Here is an 18,945-nt window from a genome sequence, read left to right on the forward strand (position 1 = left end):
CGACGCGCGGTCTACGCGCCGCGCCCGTGAGTCACCGCAGCCCGTGTGTGGCCGCGAAGAAGTACCGCTCGGCGAGCTCGTGCTCCTGTGCCGGGCGGTCGCCGACGCGCGTCCCGGCGTCCCGGGCGGCGGTCCGGGCCACGGGGTGCGTCGAGTCGGGTTGCAGATCCCTCGCGATCGCCTCGTTGCCGAGCGCGATGCGCTCCAGCGGGGTCAGCGGGGTGCTCTCGAGTGAGCGTGGGGCGATGATCCGGCTGGCGAGCAGGCGGGTGAGCGTCCCGAGCCCGACGGCGACGAGGGCGATGAGGAGGATGAGTGCGAGGCCGATCAGTGCGGAGGTCATGGCTCGATCCTGCGTCCCATGACCCGTCAGGACAAGCGATGATTCCCGCCGTTCTGTTCAGCGGAGCTGAACGGAGGTAGGGTCGCTCCATGCTCGATCCCGTGAAGCTCCGCGTCCTGCGCTCCGTCGTCGAGACGGAGAGCATCCGCGCCAGTGCCGAGGCGCTCGGATACACCCCCTCGGCAGTCAGCCAGCACCTCTCCACCCTGGGCCGGGAAACAGGCCTCACGCTCCTGGAGCGCACGGGTCGCGGCATCTCCGTCACCCCCGGAGCCCGCCTGATCGCGCACGAGGCGGGCGCGGCCCTCGACGCCCTCGCCGCCGTCGAGCGGCTCGCGCGCGAGCTCGCCAGCGGCCGCACCGGTTCCCTGACCTTCGGATACATGACCTCGGTCGCCGCCACCTGGGTGCCGGTCCTCGCGCGGGACGTGCGGGCGGCGTTCCCCGACCTGTCACTGGACCTGCTGTACCGGGACTGCTCGGTCCAGGAGACCGGCAGCCGCGCGGACATCGTGCTGACCGACGACGCCACACCCTCCTTCGGCGCGGACTGGCGCGAGATCGATCTGCTCGAGGAGATCTATTCGGTGCTGGTCGCCGCCTCGCATCCGCTCGCGGATCGCGACGAGGTCGCTCTCGCCGAGCTCTCGAGCCTCCCCTGGGTCACCGACGACCCGCTGGACTCCTTGTGGTTCGACCGGATCGCCGCCGCCTGCCGCGTCGCAGGATTCACCCCGCCGGTGGAGGTCAACCCCTCGGACTTCCCCGCGGTCACCGGCTTCGTCGCCACTGGCGAGTACGTGAGCGTGCAGCCGTCTCTGATCGCCGCGGAGGTGCGCTCCGACATCGTGGCGATCCCCCTGCGTTCCCCCGGCCCGACGCGACGGGTGCAGATGCGGGTGCGTCGCGCGGTCGAGGACAATCCCGCCGCCCGCTTCCTCATGGCGCGCATCCGGTCCATCACCGTGGAGACGGCAGCGCGGATCCCGGGCGTCACCGCGCTCTGACCGAACCGCAGTGCACCGACCGCGGACTCACCCGACCACTCCCCGGCAGCGCCACGCCCAGTCCCGCCTCATCACGCCGCGCCTCATCAGCACCGAGACCGAGGTCCTCGCCGCCCGGAAGGCTCGGGTGGACAATGGCGGGACGTCGTCTGCGCCGCCGCACCTGCCCCGGCGCCCGGAAGTAGCACTCCTGTGAACGCATCCGACATCGACCAGCGCATCGCCGCACTCCCTGTCGCCGTGGACCTCACCGAGGACGCCGTGATCCTCGAGGTGGACCTCGCCGGCACCGGTGAGCAGATCTGGGCTCACCTCACCGATCCTGAGCTGCTGGCGACCTGGTCGCCGATTGTGCCCGAGCGGCCGCTGAACCAGGTCGGTCCGGTGCTCTCGCGAGAGACCCCCGAGGCTGATCCGGTCGCCGTCGATGTGCTGGCCACCGCGGGCGATCATGCGCTGAGCCACCGCTGGGGCGATGACGTCCTGGAATGGCTGATCGACGAGGCCCGGCTGACGCTGCTGATGAAGCTCGCCGACCCGCAGCTGGCCCCGACCTACCTGGCCGGCTGGCAGGTGTGCCTCGCCGTGCTCGACGCCCGCCTGGAGGGCCTGGACCAGGAACGGATCGTGGGACGTGACGCCCTCGACCACGGCTGGGAGCAGCTGCGGGACCGCTACGCGCAGGAGCTCGGGCTGCCTGATCAGCCCGAGGTGTGAGCACGTCGGGCCGGGCCCCGCTCGACGCCCGTCACAGCTCGGGCCCCGCCCGTCCCTTCAGAGCGCCGGTCCGCGCCATTCCGCGGTCGTCGCGGTGCATTCCGCGGTCGTCGCGGTGAAGGAGAGGTCCGCGCCCAGAGCGCAGACCCTCTGCGGATCCGGACCTTCGGCCCGTCCTGCGCCCTCGGGGCGGCCCTACGATGAGATCACCGGTGACGGACTCATCGACGGGGGCACCGTCGTCGGCCGCTGAAGCCCCCGGCCCAGGAGGTCCAGATGCATGACGACGGCGTCACCTCGCAGTCCCCGCTCCCCACTGATCCCGGTTCTCGTCCCCTCGGAGTGCTCGTCGGCTTCGACGCCTCGGACCACTCGGTGCGAGCGCTCTATTACGCGGCGCGCGCCGCGCAGCGCCTGGGCAGCCCGCTCACGGTGGTCACCGCGTACACGGTGCCCACCATGTCCTACGCGGACGCCACGCTGATACCCAGTGTGCCCGCGGACGTCGCCCGTCTCGCCGCCGCCGAGGAGCTGCTGGACATGGCGCGAGAGCATCTGCGCGACTATCCCGGCGAGGTCGATCTGCGCACCGAATTCGGCGACGCGGCCGGAGTGCTGGTGGGCCTGTCCACGAAGGCGCAGCTTGCGGTCGTCGGCGCTCGTGGCCTGGGCGGATTCCTCGGGCGTCTGCTGGGCTCGGTGTCCTCCGCCCTGCCTGCCCACGCCCACTGCCCCACCGTGGTGGTGCCGGAGCAGTACGAGATCGACCCCGGTGAGGGCGCCGAGCGCTTCACCCCGCAGCAGCTGGATACCCCCGTCGTGGCGGGGGTGGACCTGTACCAACTCAATCGGCCCGCGATGGAACAGGCGGCGCAGGAGGCACGACGGCTCAAGGCTCCGCTGCAGCTGCTCGCGGTGATGCCGCGCCCCGACGCCTGGGGCACGGCGTACATGGCCTGGCTCCCCGATGCGAACATCCTGGAGAAGCATCAGCAGGAGCTCGCGAAGGAGCTCGAGGTCGTCATCGAGTCGCTGCGCGAGGCCTACCCGGACCTGACGATCAGCGGTACGGCGATGGTGGCCGATCCTGCACCCTCTCTGCTGGACGCCACCGGGACGGCCCAGCTCACCGTGCTCGGCACGCGGGGGCATGGCCGCGTGGTCTCCACTCTGCTCGGCTCGGTCTCGCGAACTGTCCTGGCGAAGGCGGAGGGACCGGTGATGGTGGTGCCGCCCACGGCATAGGACGCTTCGGCGGACACTGCGGGGACAGGCTCCACCCCTGCTCGCTGAGCGAGGCAGAATGGGGTCCATGACCTCGAGCCGCTCCCCCCTGCGCCTGCTGCGCGGGGGGATGGCCGCCTCGATCGCGACCCTGGTCGCCCTCGGCGGGCACCTGGTGGGCGGCGGCGCGATGCCCTCCTGGCTCGGAGTGGCCGTCCCGTGGTGGCTCGCCGTGACGGCATGCACGGTGCTTGCCGGTTCCCGGTTCTCGCTCCCTCGGATGGGGGCGGCCGTGCTCATCAGCCAGGCCCTGTTCCATGGGCTGTTCACCGCGGGCACCCCGGGAGATCCGAGCATCACGCTGGTCGCCCCGCCGGGCTCCCATCTGGGCCACGGCGCCCACAGCCTCCTCGGGGAGGGAACGTCCCCGGGCTCCTCACTGCACTCAGGGCACGGGGCCGACGGGGTCGCAGCGGCTGCCGAGCACTCACTGCACGGGACCCACGCCGACCTGCAGATGCTGCTGTGGCACCTCGCCGCCGCGCTCGTGACGACGCTGCTGCTGCAGCGCGGGGAGAACTTCCTGCTGCGCTGCACCGGGCTGATCATCTCCGTCCTGAACGTGCTGGGCAGGCCACCACAGGCAGTGGCCCTCCCCCACCTGGTGCTGCCCGGTCCGTCCCGACCGGTGCCGGAGGGTGCCCCGCTGCGGCACGTCCGCCGGGCGGTGCTCTCCCCTCAGCAACGACGCGGCCCGCCCCTGGTCCTGGCCGCCTGAGCGCCGCCGACGCCCAGCGTCGTCGGTGCAGTCTCCCTGCCTGCTCAGGCAGCCCTTCGGATGATCCCGGCACGGCTCCGCCGTGCTGATGCTCCCTCACGCCCGCTGCCGATCGCGCACCCGCCATCGGCCGACGAGGCGTCTCCGAAAGGACCTCGCATGTCCCGCAGCACGTCATCGCACACCGCTCCGCAGCCCACCGTCTCCGTGACCGCAGCGTCTCCGCCCACCCCGTCCCTGATCTCCGCCCGCCTGCCCCGTCGCGCGGCCTTCGCCGCGCTGCTCCTGCCGCTGGCCGCGTGCGCCGGTGACTCCGAGGGCACCGGTGATCCCGGTGCCGCCGGTGACCCCCGCAGCGATGGAGGCGGGGCCGGGGATGGGGCTGTTGAAGGGTTCCCCTCCGACAGCACCGGCTCCGCCGACTCGCTGACCGTCGCCGACCCCTGGGTCAAGGCCGCCGAGGAGGGCATGAGCGCCTGCTTCGGCACGCTCATCAACGGCACCGAGCAGGATCTCGTCCTGAGCGGGGCGCGGACTGCGGCCAGCTCCCGTGTGGAGCTCCACGAGACCACCGCCGACGGCTCGGGCGGTATGAGCATGCAGGAGAAGGAAGGCGGGTTCCCCCTGCCTGCCGGAGGTGAGCTGGTCCTCGAGCCCGGCGGGAACCACCTCATGCTGATGGATCTCACCGCTGCTCTGCTCCCGGGGGACGAGGTGGAGCTGATCCTGGAGTTCGAGGACGGCACCGAGCAGCCGTTCACCGCCACCGTGAAGGACTTCGCAGGCGCCCAGGAGAAGTACGAGCACGAGGAGGACCAGTGACCCCGCAGGACACCTCCGCGCCTAGGCCCGGACGTCGCCACCTGCTGCGGGCCGGATCGCTCGGTGTGGGAGCGCTCGGCGTGGGCGCCGCCTCCGTCGGCCTGGACCGGGCACTGCGGGACGGCGCTGGGAATGAGGCGTCCCTGTCGGCCGCCGCCGAGCCTTCCCTTCACGGCGGGGTGACCGTTCCCTTCCATGGCGAGCACCAGGCGGGGGTGGAGACACCCGCTCCCGCAGCCGCGACCTTCGTCGGCTTGGATCTGCGAGAGGACGTGGCCCGTGAGGGAGTGCTGCGCCTGCTGCGGCTGCTCACCGATGATGCCGCCCGTCTCACCCAGGGCGTGCCGGCGCTCGCGGACACGGAGCCGGAGATGGCGGCGGAGCCGGCCGCGCTCACCGTCACGGTCGGGTTCGGGGCGGGCCTGATGGCGCGGGCCGAACGGCCCGTCCCGGATTGGCTGGCCCCGCTGCCTGCCTTCGGGATCGATCAGCTCGAGGACCGCTTCACCGGCGGGGACCTGCTGCTGATGATCGCGGCGGAGGACCCGCTCACGGTCTCCCACGCGGTGCGGATGCTGCTCAAGGACTCCCGAGCCTTCACCCGGGTGCGCTGGGTGCAGCCCGGTTTCCGGCGCTCCCCGGGGACGCAGGCCCCCGGCGCCACGATGAGGAACCTCTTCGGCCAGCTGGACGGCAGCGCGAACGCCGCCCCCGGCTCTGAGCACTTCTCGAAGGTGGTGTGGATCGAGGAGGGCCCGTTCGCGGGCGGCACCTCGATGGTGATCCGTCGGATCCGGATGGATCTGGACGGCTGGGACGAGGCCGACCGCACCGCTCGTGAACAGGCCACCGGAACCCGCCTGGACAGCGGCGCACCGCTCACCGGCGGCACGGAGACCTCCCGCGCGGACTTCGAGAAGGTCTCCGCGAACGGGTTCCCCGTGATCGGGGAGTTCTCCCATATGCGCCGCGCGCACGGCATCGACGAGGGTGAACATCAGGAGATCTTCCGACGGCCATACAACTACGACATCGCGCCGCCGCCGGACTCCGAGGCGATCTCGGAGGCCGGGCAGATCTTCGTGTCCTTCCAGGCCGATCTGCTCGGCCAGTTCCTGCCGATCCAGCAACGGCTGGACACCCTGGATCTGCTGAACCAGTGGACCACCCCGATCGGCTCGGCAGTGTTCGCGATCCCGCCCGGCTGCACCGAGGGTGAGTACCTCGGGGAGTCTGTGCTCAGCTGAGCACTGTCGGGCGTCGGGCGTCGGGCGTCGGGCGTCGGGCGTCGGGCGTCGGGCGTCGGGACGAGGCAACACCGTCCCGGCGCCCGAGCGGCACCGATGCGAGGCGTCATTGCCGCCCCGTGGCAACCCATGGCGAACCGGCCGTCTCCTGCGGGTCCCCTCGTATGCTGACCGGACGACTCCGCGGCGCCGCATCGATGCCGAGCGTGCGGAGGTGGCCCCGACGAGCGCAGGAGATCCCCATGCCCCGTTTCAACATCCCGGTCGAAGAGGCCCAGGGACCGCTCGTCGTCGGGATCGACATCGGCTCCGGCGGCACCCGCGCCGCGGTCTACGACGTCTCCGGCCGCGAGCTCGGACGGCTGAACCACAAGGAATCTCACGAGTTCACCGTCGCGGACGACGGCACCAGCACGATCGACGCGGATCAGATCGTCGAGGAGATCCGCGCCTCCCTCGCCGCCGTCCTCACCAGCTCCCCGCTGCCCGGCGAGGTGACAGCGATCGGCTTCGACACCTTCGCGTCCTCGCTGGTCGCGGTCGACGCCGCCGGCAATGCGCTGACCCCCTGCATCACCTATGCGGACACCCGCTGCCACACCCAGGTCGACGCGCTCGCCAAGACCCTTGACGTGGAGGGCGTGCACGAGCGCACCGGCGCACGCCTGCACTCCTCGTACACCGCACCGCGGCTGGCCTGGCTGCGCGAGACGCAGCCGGACGTCTTCGCACGCACCACCCGCTTCATGGCGCTGGGCGAATATGCGGCGTTCAAGCTGCTGGGCACCCCGGCGCTCGGCACCGCCTCGGCGGCCTGGTCCGGCATGATCGACCGCCGCACCGGCCAGTACGTGCCCGAGCTGCTCGAGGCCGTGGGCGTTGACGCCTCCGCGATGGGCGCGGCCCTGGATCCCTCGGATGCGATCCCCGTCGCCGGCACCCCGTTGGCGGCCGAGTTCCCGCAGCTGAAGAACGCGGTGTGGCTGCCGGTGATCGGTGATGGCCTGGCCGCGAACCTCGGCATCGGTGCGCTCGGCGAGGGCACCTGGGGCATCTCGACCGCGACCTCGGGCGCGATCCGCCAGCTGCTCTCCACCCAGATCCCCACCCTTCCCAGAGGGCTGTGGGCCTACCGCGTGGACCAGCAGCGCAGCCTTGTCGGCTCCGCGATGAGCGACTGCGGGCGGGTGTTGGACTGGTGCCGCAACGAGCTGGCGATGCCCTTCGAGGTGTCCCAGACGGACACCACGTCACTCTTCTCCGCCCCGGTCTCCGCCGGCACCCCGCTGGTCATCCCCTTCTTCTCCGGGGAGCGCGGCACCAAGTGGCGCGGCAGCTCGCGAGCGATGTTCGCGAACGTCGGCGCCTCCACCACCTGGCAGGACATGCTGCGCGGTGCGATGGAGGGCGTGGCCCTGTCGTTCCTGCGGATCGCCGATCAGATGCGCGAGGCCGGTGGCGAGCCCGAGAAGATCGTGCTCTCCGGCGGCATGACCGGGGCGATCCCCGGCTGGCTGCACCTGCTCTCGGACGCCCTCGGCGCCCCGATCGACCACGTCGCCGTGTCCCGCTCGACCATGCGCGGCGCCGCCGTGATGGCGCTCGAGCAGGCGGCTCCCGGCGTTCCCGTCGCCGAAGCGCCGGTGCTCACGCATGTCGAGCCCGTCGCCGCCCACCAGGACTACTACCGCGAGCGTCTCGAACGCTTCGAGAAGCTCGCCGACCTGGCCTGACCCGGACCGACCCGGCCCGACCCGGCCTGGGTCGAGCCGCAGGCGCGGGCCGCTGGGCAGGTCATCTCGGCCGGTCGGCTGGGCTCGTCAGCTGAGCGGACGGGACGGACATCCTGACCGGATCATGCCCCTGCTGACCCGCGCCACCGGCCGCGCCTACTTCGCCGTCCAGGCCATCGCGGGGGCCCTGTGGTGGGTGCTCGTGCCGACGGTCCCCGCCGTGGCCACGGCGACCCTGGGACGCCTGGACCCGCTGCTGGTGGGGGCGCTCGACATCCCCCTGTTCGTGGTGGCCTCCGCGCTTGTGGCGCTCGGGATCCGCTGGGCGACCTGGGTCGCGGCTCCCTGGACCCTGCTGGTCACGGCTGGGATTGTGCTCTATGCGACGCTGACCGGGCGGGCCGGGTGGGGTGCGGTGCGGTGCGGTGCGGTGCGGTGCGGTGCGGTGCGGTGGCGATGATCGCCGCCTCGGCCGGCTCGGTTCTCGCGGGGATGCTGGTGCTCTGGGACCGGATCCCGATGACGACATTCCTCGTGGGCCCGTTCGCCTTCCGGCCCGCCCGCCGGGTCGAGGGGAACGCCCCTCTGGTGGCGACCCTGCTCCAGATGATGGCGTTCTGGACGCTGTTCCTGGTGGTGCTGCCGCTGCCGATGATCTGGCTGGAGCGGCGCTGGCAGGTGGCCGCCGTGCTCCCGGAGGCCGCCCGCCTGGTCACGGTGCTCGCCGGAGTGGCTCTGCTGCTCGCCGCGAGCCTGCTCGGTGTCGCCTCGGCGGTGACCATGGCCCGGCGGGGCCGGGGCACGCCGCTGCCCGGTGCGATGGCGAACGAGCTGGTAGTCGCGGGCCCGTACCAATGGGTGCGCAACCCGATGGCGGTTGCTGGGATCGCGCAGGGCGTGGCCGTGGGTCTGCTCGGGGCCTCGTGGCTGGTGATCCTCTACTCGCTGGCCGGCGGGGTGCTGTGGCATCTGCTGGTGCGACCCGAGGAAGAGCGTGATCTCGCCGGCCGCTTCGGCGAGGAGTATGCGCGGTACAGCGCGCGCGTGCGCTGCTGGGTGCCGCGGCTGCGGTAGGCCGCAGGGCGGCCGACATCCCCCACCATGGTCGAGGCCGGACCCTACGCCGGACTGATGGCCCCCTCGCCGAGCGGAGGCAGGCTGACGGCATGAGCACCTCGCGACATCTCACCCTCACCGACCCCGCCACCCAGTCCGTCCTCCGCACGGCCAACGCGATCGTCTTCATGATCGTCGCCGGCCTCCTCATGCTCGCCGGGAACGTGGGCGCCGGTGCCGTGTTCCTCGCCATCGGAGCGACCTTCGTCGCCCTCGGACCGTCGGGGGCAGGCCCGCGATCACCCCGCACGGCAGCTCGCTGACCACACCCACCCGCGCGAGGCTGCTGGGGAGTGATGAACTCCTTGATTCCCCTGACGCGCAGGGGGGCCCACGAATGATGAGCGCGCGAGAACCACGGATGGTTCTCGCGCGCTCATCACTGGGCAGCAACGACCCTGAGGGACACGCCAGGCGCCGTCAGGGACGCGGCAGGCGCTTCTCCTCGGCGGCCACCGCGGCGATCAGGGGGTCGCCGGCGGGCACGTCGATCAGCGCGAGCAGGGCGGTGACCCGCTCGGTCGCGTCCTCGATCGCCGTAGCGGTCGCGATCTCGGCCGCCTTCGGGTCCTGGACCTCATGGCCGCCGCGCACGCGGTCGGTGACCCAAGCGGTCCAGGCGGCCACGGCAGCGACCTCGCCAGGAGCCTGGTCCGGACCGCCGCGCTCGGCGATCACGGGCAGGGCGCGCACGGGCAGCTTCACGGAGCCGTCTGCGGCGATACGAATCAGGTTGTCCGCCAGGCGCGGGTTGCGGAACCGCACTTCGAGGGCAGAGGTGTAGGCGTCGAGCTCGTGCGCGGGCAGCGGCAGCGTCGAGCGGGCCTCGGCCCACAGCTGCTCGACCAGCGCCCGCACCTCACGGTGCGCGATCGCCTCGTCCACGCGCGCAACGCCCGCGACCTGGCCGGCGTAGGCCATCAGGGTGTGGGCACCGTTGAGCAGGCGCAGCTTGCGCAGCTCGTGCACCTCGATGTCGTCGGTGAACTGCACACCGGCCTTCTCCCACTCGGGGCGGCGGCCGCGGAAGCGGTCCTCGATGACCCATTCGGAGAAGGGCTCGGTGACCACGGGGACGCTGTCGGCGAGACCGGTCTGGGCGCGCACGGTCTCCGAGGCTCCGTCATCGGCGGAGGGGGTGATCCGGTCGACCATCGAGGAGATGACGTCGACATGGTCCGGGAACCAGGCCCGGGTATCCTCGTCGAGCTCGGCGAGGACCGCCTGGCCGAGCACCTCGCCGTTGCCGGTGAGGTTGTCGCAGGAGACCAGTGCGATCGGCTCGGTGACGCCGGCCTCGCGGCGGGCCTTCAGGCCGAGTGCGATGCGGGCGGGGGCGGAGGTGGCGGGGTCGCTGCCGGCCGCGTAGCCCTTCTCGGTGATGGTCAAGGTGACCACCGCGGTGAAGGGATCGGCGAGCAGGCGCACCAGGGCATCGACGTCGGAGGCGGGGTACACCTCGTCGATGACGTCGACGATGCTGACCTCGTCCTGCTCCGGGCCGCGCACGATCAGGCCGTACCTGCCGCCCTGGGCGTTCAGCGCATCAGCCATCGCGGCCGAGCGACCGGTGAAGGCCACCACGGACCAGCCTCCGGCGACGTCGGTGCTGAGCAGGGTGTGGGAACGGGCGAAGTTGCCGATGCCGAGGTGGACCAGACGGCCCACGTCCGAGGGGCTGGGAGTGCTCATCAGTTCTTCTCTCCTGCAGTGCCGAGGCGGAAGACCTCGCGCGGCTGCTGATCGGGCAGGGTGGCCACGAGCTCCTGAGCGTCCTCGAGACGCATCCGGTGCTCGGCGACCAGCCCTGCGAGGTGCGTTGCGTCGAGGCGGCGGGACATGTCATGCCGTGCCGGGATCGAGCAGAACGCGCGGGTGTCGTCGATGAAGCCGCTGGTCCGCGAGTAGCCGAGGGTCTCCGAGACGGAGCGGCGGTAGCGGAGGATCGCGTCGGGCGAGTCGATGAACCACCACGGCGCGCCCGCGAACACGGAGGGGTACACGCCGGCCAGCGGGGCGATCTCGCGGGAGAGCACCGTCTCGTCGATCGTGAACAGCACGGTGCGGAAGTTCGGGTGGTGGCCCACGTCGTTGAGCATCGGGCGGACGTGATGGACGTAGTCCACGGCGACGGGGATGTCGAAGCCGACGTCCGCGCCGAACTTCTCGAACATCTCATCGCTGTGGTTGCGCAGCACGGCCGGGTGGATGGTCATCACCAGACCGTCCTCGGAGGCCAGGCGCGCCTGGTCTCCCAGCATGTGGCGGCGCAGGGCCACGGCGTCGTCGGCGCTGATCTCACCGGCGCGGGCGGCGGTGTAGAGGCGGCGAGCGTCCTCATCGCTGAGCCGGGCGGTGCCCGGATCGATGTGGGCGTGGTCGGAGGAGACCGCGCCGTGGTCGCGGAAGTAGAGGCGGCGGGCGCGCATCGCCTCGTGGTAGCCGTCGTAGGTGCTGACGTCGACACCAGCAGCTTCGCCGAGGGCATCGGTGAGAGCGAGGAAGTCGGGACGGCCGGCCTCGAGGTACTTGTCCGGCCGGAAGGTGGGGATGACCCGGCCGGCGAAGGACTCGTCGGCGGCGAGCGCGGCATGCGGTGCGAGGTCATCGACGGGGTCGTCGGTGGTCGCCAGGACGGTGATCCCGAACTGCTCGAACAGGGCGCGGGGACGGAACTCCGGGCGGGTGAGCTTCTCGGCGATCGCGTCATACATCGCGTCGGCGGTGCGCGGGTTCAGCACCGTCTCGAGGCCGAACACCTCGTAGAAGACGTGCTCCATCCAGTAGCGCGAGGGGGTGCCGGCGTAGGCGTGCCAGTGCTCTGCCAGCAGGCGCCAGGCCTTGCGGGAGGCCTTCTCGTCCAGCGGGCCCTGGCCCACGCCGAGGTCCGCGAGGTCCACGCCACGGGCGTGCATCAGGCGGTTGACGTAGTGATCCGGGGTGATGAACAGCGCGGTGGGGTCGCGCCACGGCTCGTTGTCGAGGAGCAGCCGGGGGTCGACGTGCCCGTGGGGCGAGACGATCGGCTGGTCCTTCTCGAGCTCGTAGAGCCCCCGAGCGATCTCGCGCACAGCGGGGTCAGCGGGGAAGAGTCTGTCAGGGTGCGGCACGAAGGCGTCGTTGCTCATGCCGCCATCTTGGCAAGGGTGGGCCAAGAGTGCCGAGGGTTGTCACCGGTTGCCGACCCCGCAGTGCACAATCGCCAGGCGCGACAGGGCTCCAGCACCTGCTCCGTGGAGCTCAGGCACCTGCTTCGCGAGGCCCGGTGGTGCCCCGCGGCACCAGCCGCACCGGCAGGGAGCCCTCGACCGGGGCGCGATGCGCCGACGGGTTCTCGATCCGACGCACCAGGCGCTCCACCGCGGCCCGACCCTGCGCCCGCTTGGGGCTGACCACGGTGGTGAGACCACCGCCCACCAGTCGCGAGAGCTGGATGTCGTCATGTCCCATCACCGACAGCTGCCCGGGCACCCGGATCCCGGCGCGCAGCGCGGAGACCAGGAATCCGAAGGCGACCAGGTCGTTGTAGCAGATCACCGCGTGGGGAAGGGAGTCGCGCAGCTCCTCGAAGGCCTGCTCCCCGCCAGTCGTGGTCGGCGCGAAGGGACCATGGCGCTGCACCTGCAGCCCGTGCTGGCGGGCGGCGACGCGGGCGGCCCGCCAGCGCTCCCCGTCGGACCAGGAGTTCACCGGACCGGCCACGTAGGTGACGGTGCGGGACCCGTTCTCGGCGAGGTGCGCCATGGCCTGGCCCATCCCGTGCTCATAGTCCGGGGTGACCGAATCCAGGCCGGCGACGCGGCGGTTCAGCACCACCACGGGGATGCGCTTGGTGAGGTGGTTGAGGGTGGCGTCGGAGAGGCGGGTGCCGGCGAGCACGATGCCGTCGACCACGTTGACGGCGCTCTCGAGGCTCGTGCGTTCGCGCGCCTCATCCTCCACGGTGTCGAGCAGGAGCAGCAGGAACTCCTGCTCATGCGCGGCCTCCTGCATGCCGGAGACGAGCTCGGCGAAGTAGGGGTTGGTGAGGTCGGGGACCTCGATGCCGAGGCGGTGGTGGCGATGGCCCCGCTCCTGGGCGGCGGGGGCGCTGGTGCGGTAGCCGAGCTCCTTGGCGGCGGCCATCACAGTGGCGTGGGTGGCGGCGCTGACCCTGCCGGGCCTCGAGAAGGCCCGGGAGACCGTGGACGGGGCGACACCTGCGGTCTTTGCGACGTCATAGATCGTCACGCGCTTGTCCGCCACCTGGCCGGCTCCGTCCCCGCCTGCTCGGCGTTGCCTGTCTGCTGAGGCGCATACCGACCCCGACCGTGCTCCGGACGGGGCACCTGCGCCTGCTGTCTGCCGGATGATCCTACCCCGGCCAGGGGCAACCAGCGGCAACCTGTCAGCGCACGCAGCGCCCCGGGCAGCGGGACCGGACCCCAGCGCGGCTGGGCAATGCCTCGTCGGCCACTGTGCCAGAACGGCGGGCCGACGGCGCCCAGCGGGCGTCAGCCCGCGCTGCCCAGCTCGACGAGCAGCACCCCGGCCGCGATCAGTCCCATCCCGGCGAGCATCATCGGGGTGAGCGCCTCGCGGAACAGCGCCCGGGAGAGCAGAGCGGTGAGCACGATCCCGGCGGCGGCCCAGATGCCATAGGCCACCCCGAGCGGCATTCCCGCCTGCAGCGCTCCGGAGAGCAGTGCGAAGGCGATGAGGTATCCGAGGATCACCGGGGCGTACCAGGCCCGTCGGCCGCCGGCGGCGACGCGCAGGGAGAGGGTCGAGGCGACCTCGGAGAGGATCGCCCCGCCCAGCAGCAGCCAGCTCATGAGACCGCCTCCTCTGAGACCGCCGCCTCTGCGCGCCGGGCCCGCTGGGAGCCGAGCTCGACGACCACCACCCCGGCGGCGATCAGCACAATGCCGCTGACCTTGAGCGCCGTGAACGCCTCACCGAAGAGCACTGCGGAGAGGGCCGCGGTGAACACCACCCCGCAGGCGCCCCAGATCCCGTAGGCGACGCCGAGGCCCATACCGCGCCGAAGCACCTGGGCGAGCAGGACGAAGGAGATCGCGTAGCCGGTCACGACCACGACGTAGAGGGCCGGGCGGTCCAGGGCGCCGCGCAGGGCGAGGGTCGCGGTCACCTCGCTGAGGATTGCTCCGAGCAGCAGCAGCCAGGGGCTCATGCCTCACCCCCCAGCAGACCCACGGCGAGCTCGTGCAGCGCAGCGGCCTGTTCGTCATCGGTCTCGAGCAACCCGGCGGCGCGGTCGAACCAGATGCCGTCGGCCATCAGCCGCACCGCCAGCAGCCGTGCCCGCTCGTCCGCCGGCGTTCCCGCGGGAACGTGGAACCAGCGGACGATCTGCTCCTGCCACCGCTCGGTGAGGCTGACACGGAGGCGAGGGTCCGCGAAGATCACCAGGTCAGAAGCGCTGAGCGGTGCCGTGCAGGCCCAGTCCAAGTAGGCCAGGACGCGCTGAGTCGCGGGAGCGTCGGCGAAGATCGAGTTCACGGCGGGGCCGGGCGCTTCACGCTTCGGGAGTTCGGCATCCCTTGAGAGCTCGGCGACCGCCGCCGCCATTCCGCGCTCGTAGCGGGCGGCCATGTGGTCGAGGATCGCGGCGAGCAGCTGCTCCTTGGTGGGGAAGTGGTACATCAGCCCGGGCTTGCTGACTCCCGCGGCGCGGGCGGCGGAGTCGAGGGTCAGGGTGCCGTCCGCGCTGAGGTGCGCCTCGGCGGCATCGAGCATCGCCTCGCGGGCGGAGGGCCGGTGCGCAGGGCGGGCCGACCGGGGAACGGAAGCCATCATCCACTTACTTTACCGTTCGGATGGTGCGATGACGCAAGTGTCAGGCGCCCCTTCGAGCCCAACGTCACCGCAACCTCGCCCGGGGTGATACCACAGTGATACCATGTCGTGCATGGCAATGACACTGCGTCTGACGGACGCTGATGAGCGGATCCTGGCAGAGCTGGCCGAGCGAGATGGGGTCAGCCGTCAGGAAGCAACCGTGCGCGCGATCCGCGAGGCAGCGGCCCGCCGAGGGCACCAGCAGCTCGTCGGTGAGCTCTCCGCTCAGGGCCGGGCCCGGTATGCCGACCTGCTCGACCGCCTCGCGCAGTGACCGTCTTCCTCAGCACAGAAGATCTGCTCTCCCTCATCGATGACCTGCAGGTGGGGCCGGTGCGGGAGCTTGGGCTGCTGGATTCGGCCGCCCACCGCCCCACCACCAGCCTCTGGGGACGGGAGGCCTATCCCACCATCGACCTGAAGGCCGCCGCACTCTTGGAGTCGCTGGTGCGCAACCACTCCCTTCTCGATGGGAACAAGCGGCTGGGGTGGCTCGGGGTCGTGGTGTTCTACGGTGTCAACGGAATCGCGCTCGAGGCACCGGACGATGAGGCCTATGACCTCGTGATCGCAGTGGCCACCGGATCCTCGTCAGTCCAGGAGACCGCCGAGTCGCTCGCGCGGTGGCACTGACCGCGCGGCACTGACGGGATCCTCACCGTCATTCCCCCGCGGCCGGGGCCCAGCGGGCGATCTGGGCGGCGAGGTGTCCGGCGCCGTAGCCGTTGTCGATGTTGACCACGCCGATGCCGGGGGCGCAGGCCGAGAGCATGGTGAGCGCGGCGGTGACGCCGCCGCTGGCCACGCCGTAGCCGACGGAGGTGGGCAGGGCGACCACGGGCGCGCTGATCTGCCCGGCGACCACGGTGGGCAGCGCGCCGTCCATGCCGGCGGCGACGACCACGCAGGCCGCTTCGCGCAGCTCTGGCTGGCGGGACTGCAGGCGGTGCAGGCCGGCGATGCCGATGTCGGCGATCAGCCGTGCGGGGCGGCCGAGATAGCGGGCGGTCAGCTCCGCCTCGCGGGCCGCCGGCAGGTCGCTGGTCCCGGCGCAGGCCACGATGACCAGGCCTCCCGTCGGCTCCGGGGGTGCTGCGGGCCAGGCCAGCAGCCGCGCCTCGGCGTCATGGAAGGCCCCGGGCAGCGCGGCGAGGATCGCCTCGGCGCGCGCGGCATCGGCGCGGGTGAACAGCACCGGCCCGAGCCCGTCATGGCCCTCGGCGTCCAGCCGCGCGTACTCCGCCGCGATCGCGGCGACCTGCTGGACGCTCTTGGCATCGCACAGCACCGCCTCGGGCGCCCCGCGGCGCCGGGCACGGTCGAGGTCGAGGTCGAGGAAGCCGTCGATCTTCCCGTCGGCCGCTGCTGGCCCGTCGGCCGCCGCCGGGTCGCGCGGGCCCGCTGCGGCCTCAGCCACGCCCGCCCTTGCCCACGATCTGGAGGGAGAACAGGCCCGAGCGGATGCCGTCGAGGTCGATCGTGACGTGCTGGAAGCCGGTCTCCTTGCCGGCGGCGACGAGGGCCGCGCGGATGCCCGGCTCCATGGCGCGGGCGAGCTCGCCGGTGGGCAGCTCGATGCGGCCCACGGCGCCGTGATGGCGCACCCGGCAGTCGCTGAAGCCCTGTTCGTAGACGGCGTCCTCGAGGTCGTCGATCTGGCGCAGCTTCTCGGGGGTGACCTCCTGTCCGAAGGGGATCCTGGAGGCGAGGCAGGGCGCGGCGGGCTTATCCGCGACCGGGAGCGAGAAGCCCCGCGCAACCTCTCTGACCTGCTGCTTCGTCATGCCCACGGCGGACAGCGGGCGCAGCACCTGGTGCCGGGTGGCGGCGCCGGCGCCGGGCCGGTCGTGGCGGGTGGCGTCGTCGGCGTTCTCCCCGTAGGCGACGGCGTCCAGCTGCTGCGCGCCGACGACGTCATCGCCGATGCGGGTGAACAGCTCGTCCTTGCAGTGGAAGCACCGCGAGCCGTCGTTCTTCTGGTACTCGGGGTTCTCGCCCTCATGGGTGCGGACCTCGACCACCTGGGCCCCGATCACGGAGGCGACCTGGTGGGCGAGGCGCCGCTCGCGGCGGGCGAGCGACGGGGAGACGCCGAGCAGGGCGACGACGTTCTCGGCCCCGAGCGCCCGGACGGCGAGCGCGAGCAGGGTCGCGGAGTCCACGCCCCCGGAATAGGCGACGCCGAGCCGGCCCACGCCCTCGAGCTCGACCGCGACCGCATCGGCGAGCGCGAGCGCCTCACCGGTGAGGCCGTCCGGGGTCATGGCGGTGATCTCGAAGCCGGGGTGGCCGGGGGAGAACAGCGAGCGGGGGGCGTGCGGTCCCGACGGGGCGGTGCGCTGGTGGGTGGTGGTCACTTGTCCTGCCCTGCCGCGCCGTCGCGCTCGGAGGCGAGGCGGAAGAGCACCTCGCCGGCGTGGTCGATGACGAGGGTGTCGGGGTCGTTGCGCAGCGCCTCGATGTCGAGGGAGGCGGGGTCCATGTGCAGGACGTTGTAGACCTCGCACTCCTCCTTCGAGATCGAGGTGGCGAAGTAGCGGTTCACCCGCTGCTTCTCCTCCCCCGTCTCGGGGTCGTAGGTGCCCAGGCCCGTGACGTGGGTGGAGTGGGCGAGCTCGCCCCAGGGGTGGTCCTTGAACCGGTCCCACTGCTTGGTGAAGTACTCGATGTTGTGATAGCCGATGTCGCGGATCCCGGGGTGCATCGCGGCGACCTCGGTGATGTGGGGGGCGTAGATGATCACATCGCCGCCGTCGGCGCAGACGGGCTCGGACTTGTAGAAGCCCTTCGCGCCGGTCCACATGTCGTCGTACATCTCCGGCACCAGGGCGACGATACGCTTGTAGGGCTTGTCGACGTAGGTGATGTGGGTCTGCGCGGAGATCTTCGCCATCGCGGCCCAGGCGGCCTGCGGGTCGCCGAAGGCGATGGCGTTGAGGTCCTGCCCGCCGGAGAGGACGTCCATGGTGAAGGCGAGCTTCTCGGACTCGATGAGGTCGCTCGCGGCGTCGATCAGCTGGCGCACCGGGGTGATGCCGAGGGTGCCGATGATGCGGCTGGCGGTGATCAGCGCGCCCACCCAGTGGGAGATGTCGATGACGTCGTGCACCGAGCAGCCGGGGAAGAAGTACTTGTTGCCGCCGGAGAAGCCGACCACCTCGTGGGGGAAGACCGGGCCCACGATGAGGTTGACGTCCGATTCGACGACCAGCTTGTTGATCTGCACGCGCATGGGGACGTCGGTGAGCAGGCCGCCGGTGAGCTCGGCGATCTGCTCGGCGGAGATCTCACCGAGGTCGGCGATCTGGGTGGGGTCGTCCCAGGCGTGGTTGACGACGGTCCACTCGGGGTAGGTGGCCTTCGCGCCGCGCTCGGTGGCGCCGAGCAGGGTGTCGATCGCCGCCTCGCTCATCGCGGCGTGGGTGCCCAGCGCGATCAGCACGGTGACGGAGCTGGCGCGGCCGGAGAGCGCGTCGTGGATCGCGGGCAGCACCTTGGGCAGCGGGACGGAGCGGGTGCCGTCCGGGATGATCAGGCAGACGCTCCTGCCCTCGAGGTCCTGCCCGGCGAGCTGCTCGGCGACGAAGCCGGTGATCTGCTCGTCGGTGAGCGCACCGCCCGGGCCGCCGAGGAGGGCGGCACGTTCGGCCAGCCCGTCGGGGATCGGGTGGATCGTGGGCTGCGTCGTCGCATTCGGCTCGCTCATGGCTCCACTATGCGCCGTCGGGCCTGACCAGGACAAGGAGGGCCCGGCTGTTGCCATGAGGGCTCCCGGCGTGCTCGACACCCCGCGCGGGCACCTTCTCCGCCGAGGCGGGCGTCGCTCAGCTGCCGGCGCGATTGCCGCGGCGTGCGAGGGGCAGCGTGCCGAGCGAGGCGATCGCGATCACCGCGAGACCTGCACCCACGAGCGGCTGATCGCCGAGGAGCATCACGAGGGCGAGCACGCCCGCGATGAGCGCTCCGGCGATGGCCGCCATGGTCATGAACCTTCTCGAACTCTCGGTCATGGTCTGCTTCCTCTCGTTGCGGGTGGTGCCAGGATCGCAAGGAGCGCAGGGGCCGGTGAACCGACTTTCGGCGGACGACGCCGCCGGGTCCGCGTCCGATGGGCGGA

23 protein-coding genes are annotated in these 18,945 nt (G+C 71.7%); 12 read left to right on the top strand and 11 right to left on the bottom strand.

Going from position 1 to position 18,945, the window contains the following annotated elements; genetic code table 11:
* Positions 1-31 precede the first annotated feature (31 nt).
* Positions 32-343 carry a hypothetical protein gene (locus ACT3UF_RS05745; protein ID WP_442331873.1) on the bottom strand — a complete coding sequence of 104 codons (312 nt, stop codon included), beginning with the start codon at positions 341-343 and terminating at the stop codon, positions 32-34.
* Positions 344-432: 89 nt separating this feature from the next.
* Here ACT3UF_RS05745 and ACT3UF_RS05750 point away from each other — a divergent pair, with 89 nt between their 5' ends.
* The 10 genes from ACT3UF_RS05750 to ACT3UF_RS05795 all read left to right on the top strand — a co-directional run bounded on the left by ACT3UF_RS05750 (position 433) and on the right by ACT3UF_RS05795 (position 9,250).
* Positions 433-1,350 (top strand): LysR family transcriptional regulator, encoded by a 918-nt coding sequence (locus tag ACT3UF_RS05750; protein ID WP_442331874.1) that lies wholly within the window; start codon positions 433-435, stop codon positions 1,348-1,350.
* Positions 1,351-1,542: 192 nt separating this feature from the next.
* Positions 1,543-2,067: a hypothetical protein gene (locus ACT3UF_RS05755; protein WP_442331875.1), complete on the top strand. Its 525-nt coding sequence runs from the start codon at positions 1,543-1,545 to the stop codon at positions 2,065-2,067.
* A 276-nt stretch (positions 2,068-2,343) separates the two neighbouring features.
* Complete coding sequence (locus ACT3UF_RS05760; RefSeq protein WP_441444484.1) at positions 2,344-3,312, top strand: universal stress protein; 969 nt, start codon at positions 2,344-2,346, stop codon at positions 3,310-3,312.
* Between the two features lie 67 nt (positions 3,313-3,379).
* Positions 3,380-4,069 (top strand): hypothetical protein, encoded by a 690-nt coding sequence (locus ACT3UF_RS05765; protein WP_441444483.1) that lies wholly within the window; start codon positions 3,380-3,382, stop codon positions 4,067-4,069.
* 159 nt (positions 4,070-4,228) lie between these two features.
* Positions 4,229-4,891, top strand: a complete 663-nt coding sequence (locus tag ACT3UF_RS05770; protein WP_444608133.1) for a copper chaperone PCu(A)C — start codon at positions 4,229-4,231, stop codon at positions 4,889-4,891.
* Positions 4,888-6,138 (top strand): Dyp-type peroxidase, encoded by a 1,251-nt coding sequence (locus tag ACT3UF_RS05775; RefSeq protein WP_441444481.1) that lies wholly within the window; start codon positions 4,888-4,890, stop codon positions 6,136-6,138. Before ACT3UF_RS05770 ends, ACT3UF_RS05775 begins: the two co-directional genes overlap by 4 nt.
* A gap of 242 nt (positions 6,139-6,380) precedes the next feature.
* A complete protein-coding gene (locus ACT3UF_RS05780; RefSeq protein WP_444608134.1) occupies positions 6,381-7,871 on the top strand; it encodes a gluconokinase in 1,491 nt (496 codons plus the stop codon).
* Positions 7,872-7,995: 124 nt separating this feature from the next.
* On the top strand, positions 7,996-8,331 hold the full coding sequence (locus ACT3UF_RS05785) for a hypothetical protein (protein WP_444608135.1): 336 nt from the start codon (positions 7,996-7,998) through the stop codon (positions 8,329-8,331).
* Complete coding sequence (locus tag ACT3UF_RS05790; RefSeq protein WP_444608409.1) at positions 8,328-8,945, top strand: methyltransferase family protein; 618 nt, start codon at positions 8,328-8,330, stop codon at positions 8,943-8,945. Before ACT3UF_RS05785 ends, ACT3UF_RS05790 begins: the two co-directional genes overlap by 4 nt.
* A gap of 92 nt (positions 8,946-9,037) precedes the next feature.
* Entirely contained in the window at positions 9,038-9,250 is a 213-nt protein-coding gene (locus ACT3UF_RS05795) for a hypothetical protein (protein WP_444600759.1), read from the top strand.
* 157 nt (positions 9,251-9,407) lie between these two features.
* Here the strand turns inward: ACT3UF_RS05795 and ACT3UF_RS05800 are convergent, their stop codons facing one another.
* The 6 genes from ACT3UF_RS05800 to ACT3UF_RS05825 form a co-directional block, all read right to left on the bottom strand.
* A complete protein-coding gene (locus tag ACT3UF_RS05800; RefSeq protein ID WP_444608136.1) occupies positions 9,408-10,679 on the bottom strand; it encodes a mannitol dehydrogenase family protein in 1,272 nt (423 codons plus the stop codon).
* A complete protein-coding gene (gene uxaC / locus ACT3UF_RS05805; protein WP_444608137.1) occupies positions 10,679-12,115 on the bottom strand; it encodes a glucuronate isomerase in 1,437 nt (478 codons plus the stop codon). The genes ACT3UF_RS05800 and uxaC overlap by 1 nt, the downstream gene beginning before the upstream one ends.
* Before the next feature lie 112 nt (positions 12,116-12,227).
* Positions 12,228-13,232: a LacI family DNA-binding transcriptional regulator gene (locus ACT3UF_RS05810; RefSeq protein ID WP_444608138.1), complete on the bottom strand. Its 1,005-nt coding sequence runs from the start codon at positions 13,230-13,232 to the stop codon at positions 12,228-12,230.
* Positions 13,233-13,480: 248 nt separating this feature from the next.
* Positions 13,481-13,801 (bottom strand): DMT family transporter, encoded by a 321-nt coding sequence (locus tag ACT3UF_RS05815; RefSeq protein ID WP_441444474.1) that lies wholly within the window; start codon positions 13,799-13,801, stop codon positions 13,481-13,483.
* Positions 13,798-14,160, bottom strand: a complete 363-nt coding sequence (locus ACT3UF_RS05820) for a DMT family transporter (protein WP_441444473.1) — start codon at positions 14,158-14,160, stop codon at positions 13,798-13,800. The genes ACT3UF_RS05815 and ACT3UF_RS05820 overlap by 4 nt, the downstream gene beginning before the upstream one ends.
* Entirely contained in the window at positions 14,157-14,786 is a 630-nt protein-coding gene (locus tag ACT3UF_RS05825; protein ID WP_442331880.1) for a TetR/AcrR family transcriptional regulator, read from the bottom strand. The genes ACT3UF_RS05820 and ACT3UF_RS05825 overlap by 4 nt, the downstream gene beginning before the upstream one ends.
* Before the next feature lie 112 nt (positions 14,787-14,898).
* Between ACT3UF_RS05825 and ACT3UF_RS05830 the strand changes: the two genes are divergently transcribed.
* Both ACT3UF_RS05830 and ACT3UF_RS05835 read left to right on the top strand, forming a co-directional pair.
* Positions 14,899-15,102: a CopG family transcriptional regulator gene (locus ACT3UF_RS05830; RefSeq protein WP_441444471.1), complete on the top strand. Its 204-nt coding sequence runs from the start codon at positions 14,899-14,901 to the stop codon at positions 15,100-15,102.
* Positions 15,099-15,461 carry a type II toxin-antitoxin system death-on-curing family toxin gene (locus ACT3UF_RS05835; RefSeq protein ID WP_441444470.1) on the top strand — a complete coding sequence of 121 codons (363 nt, stop codon included), beginning with the start codon at positions 15,099-15,101 and terminating at the stop codon, positions 15,459-15,461. The genes ACT3UF_RS05830 and ACT3UF_RS05835 overlap by 4 nt, the downstream gene beginning before the upstream one ends.
* Positions 15,462-15,489: 28 nt before the next feature.
* On the opposite strand, the gene larB is transcribed toward ACT3UF_RS05835, so the two are convergent.
* From larB to ACT3UF_RS05855, 4 genes are all read right to left on the bottom strand, one after another.
* On the bottom strand, positions 15,490-16,245 hold the full coding sequence (gene larB, locus ACT3UF_RS05840; RefSeq protein WP_444608139.1) for a nickel pincer cofactor biosynthesis protein LarB: 756 nt from the start codon (positions 16,243-16,245) through the stop codon (positions 15,490-15,492).
* Positions 16,238-17,185, bottom strand: a complete 948-nt coding sequence (gene larE, locus ACT3UF_RS05845) for an ATP-dependent sacrificial sulfur transferase LarE (protein ID WP_444608140.1) — start codon at positions 17,183-17,185, stop codon at positions 16,238-16,240. Before larE ends, larB begins: the two co-directional genes overlap by 8 nt.
* Positions 17,182-18,534: a lactate racemase domain-containing protein gene (locus tag ACT3UF_RS05850; protein ID WP_444608141.1), complete on the bottom strand. Its 1,353-nt coding sequence runs from the start codon at positions 18,532-18,534 to the stop codon at positions 17,182-17,184. The genes larE and ACT3UF_RS05850 overlap by 4 nt, the downstream gene beginning before the upstream one ends.
* 118 nt (positions 18,535-18,652) lie before the next feature.
* Positions 18,653-18,838: a hypothetical protein gene (locus ACT3UF_RS05855; protein ID WP_345075816.1), complete on the bottom strand. Its 186-nt coding sequence runs from the start codon at positions 18,836-18,838 to the stop codon at positions 18,653-18,655.
* Between the last annotated feature and the right edge of the window lie 107 nt (positions 18,839-18,945).

The sequence above is a fragment of the Brachybacterium sp. AOP24-D1-21 genome (assembly GCF_052378665.1).
In the GTDB taxonomy this organism is placed as follows: domain Bacteria; phylum Actinomycetota; class Actinomycetes; order Actinomycetales; family Dermabacteraceae; genus Brachybacterium.